4 protein-coding genes are annotated in these 2,036 nt (G+C 58.8%); all 4 read left to right on the top strand.

The annotated features are described in order from the left end of the window. Positions 1-179: 179 nt before the first annotated feature. On the top strand, positions 180-521 hold the full coding sequence (locus NW837_RS10145) for a c-type cytochrome (protein WP_011433133.1): 342 nt from the start codon (positions 180-182) through the stop codon (positions 519-521). A gap of 29 nt (positions 522-550) precedes the next feature. Further along, entirely contained in the window at positions 551-868 is a 318-nt protein-coding gene (locus NW837_RS10140) for a hypothetical protein (protein WP_414331212.1), read from the top strand. 62 nt (positions 869-930) lie between these two features. Continuing rightward, complete coding sequence (locus NW837_RS10135; RefSeq protein ID WP_414331209.1) at positions 931-1,524, top strand: YcnI family protein; 594 nt, start codon at positions 931-933, stop codon at positions 1,522-1,524. Between the two features lie 17 nt (positions 1,525-1,541). Continuing rightward, on the top strand, positions 1,542-2,036 hold a 495-nt coding region (locus NW837_RS10130), incomplete at its 3' end, for a copper resistance protein CopC (RefSeq protein ID WP_414331206.1).

The following is a 2,036-nucleotide window of genomic DNA, read 5'->3' as shown; positions in this document are numbered from 1 at the left end:
TTTTGGCGCACCAACTGAATGAAATCGGGGGGCAGACCGCTCATGGCTTCGGGGGATCCTGACCTTATAGTAGCCGGGGGAAACTCGACAGGCTGTCTTTTGACCTGGCCCAACGGGCTTGGGATAATGGGCGGGCCTTAAAGGCTAGTTTTCGGTCAGTCCCTGAGATGAAAATGCGAATGATCAACCTTTTTATCGGGCTTTTGGTGGCAGTATTTGCCCTCTTTTTAGGCCCGCAAATGGCTTCTGCTGAGCCTGATTTGGCCTTGGGAGCCAAGGTCTTTCAGGCCAAATGTGTGGGTTGTCACTTGAACGGGCGCAACACTTTGGTGGCAGCGAAAAACCTTTCTCTGGCGGCTCTTCATGAGTACCACGTAGACACCCCTGAGCTGATCCAGGCCCAAGTGAGAAACGGCAAAGGGGCCATGCCGGCTTTTGCCAAGATTCTCAAGCCGGAGGAGATCGAGGCGGTGGCGGCCTACGTTTTGGATCGCGCCGAGCACAACTGGAGTAGAGGCTAGTGTCCAAAGAGAGGACTCAAGATCCAGCCTTGCTTCAGGAAAGCCCGGCGGAGCGGCTGCCTCACGAGCAGGGATGTGAAGGACAGGGATCCCGCCGCAAAATCTTGTCGGTTGGCGTGGGAGCACATGGCTTGGTGGCGGTGGGCATTTCTGCCCATGGGGTAGTGGCCATCGGCGTGGTGACCCACGGCATCCTCTCCATTGGCCTAGTGGCTATGGGGGCGCTCTCCTTCGGGCTGGTGTCGATGGGTTTGGCCAGCGCCGGCCTGGTGTCGATGGGCCTAGCCAGTTGGGGACAGCACAGCATGAGCGTAACGGAATCCCACGGATCCCATCACCACCCCTAGGTTTTGACCAACAAACACTGCATTTTTCTCTTTCTCTACAGGCTTGTAAGGAGCATCTGCGAATGTTCAGTCTGCAAAGTTACTTGACCCTGGCCAAGAAATCTCTGCTGGCCCTGGGAATGAGTTTTTTACCCCTTTCCTCTGCCTGGGCCCATGTCACCGTCCATCCCAAAGAGGCCCCGGCGGGCAGCTTTGCCAAGCTCACCTTTCGGGTGCCCCATGGCTGCGATGGATACCCGACCGTGCGCCTGCGGGTGCAGATCCCGGAGGGATTCGTCTCTGTGAAGCCGATGGTGCATCCCCTGTGGAAAATCGAGACGGTCAAAAAGCCGCTGGAGACCCCCTATGAGTCGCATGGGAAGATGATTACCGAAACGGTTGCCGAGGTGATCTGGAGCGGCGGCTCGCTGCCCGATGAGTTCATGGATGAGTTCAGCATCAGCCTCAAGCTGCCGAATCGCCCCGGTGAGGTCATCCCCATCCCAGTGATTCAGGAGTGCGAGCAGGGCATGTACCGCTGGATTCAGGTGGCTCAGCCTGGCGAGGATCCCAACAGTTTGCCGGAGCCGGCTCCGCTGCTGAAGCTGACAGGTGGAGACAGTGGACATGGGCACGGCCACGGGCATGGACATGGGCATGGTCACGGTACCCGCTAAGCGGTCTGCTTAGGAGCATGTTTCATCCCAAAAGGGGTTTTGCTTGGATTTGGTCTGGGATCCTCTGCGCCTTGCTGTGGGTGGCCGGGATCCAGCCCGTTTTTGCCCATGCCAGCTTGCTCTCCACCTTCCCAGAGGATGGGGCGGTGCTGCAGGAAGCGCCGACACAGGTGCGGCTGGTCTTCAATGAGCCGGTGCGGATCACGCAACTCCAGGTTTTGGGTAGCAGCGGAAGGGCGCTAGCTTTGGAAAACGTGGTGAGCACCGGCAACGCGCCGCAGGGGGATCTGCCCCAGGAGATCCCAGAGGGGGTTTACATTGTCAGCTGGCGGGCCATTTCTGCCGATTCTCATCCGGTAAGCGGTTCGTTTGTTTTCCTGGTGGGAGCGGATCCGGAGCGAGTTCAGACGGTGAGGGCGACCCACCTTCAAGGAAGGGATCCCTTGTACTGGCCGCTGGTGGGGGTACGCTGGGGGATCTACTTGGGCAGCCTCTTTGTGGTGGGGGTGCTG

Source organism: Synechococcus sp. R6-10 (assembly GCF_047461815.1).
Classification (GTDB): domain Bacteria; phylum Cyanobacteriota; class Cyanobacteriia; order Thermostichales; family Thermostichaceae; genus Thermostichus.
This window is presented reverse-complemented; position numbering and strand designations above follow the sequence as displayed.

Bases quoted from the DNA above. Each gene is read 5' to 3' on its own strand.
- NW837_RS10145 (WP_011433133.1), top strand. From the start codon at position 180: ATGATCAACCTTTTTATCGGGCTTTTGGTGGCAGTATTTGCCCTCTTT.
- NW837_RS10135 (WP_414331209.1), top strand. From the start codon at position 931: ATGTTCAGTCTGCAAAGTTACTTGACCCTGGCCAAGAAATCTCTGCTG.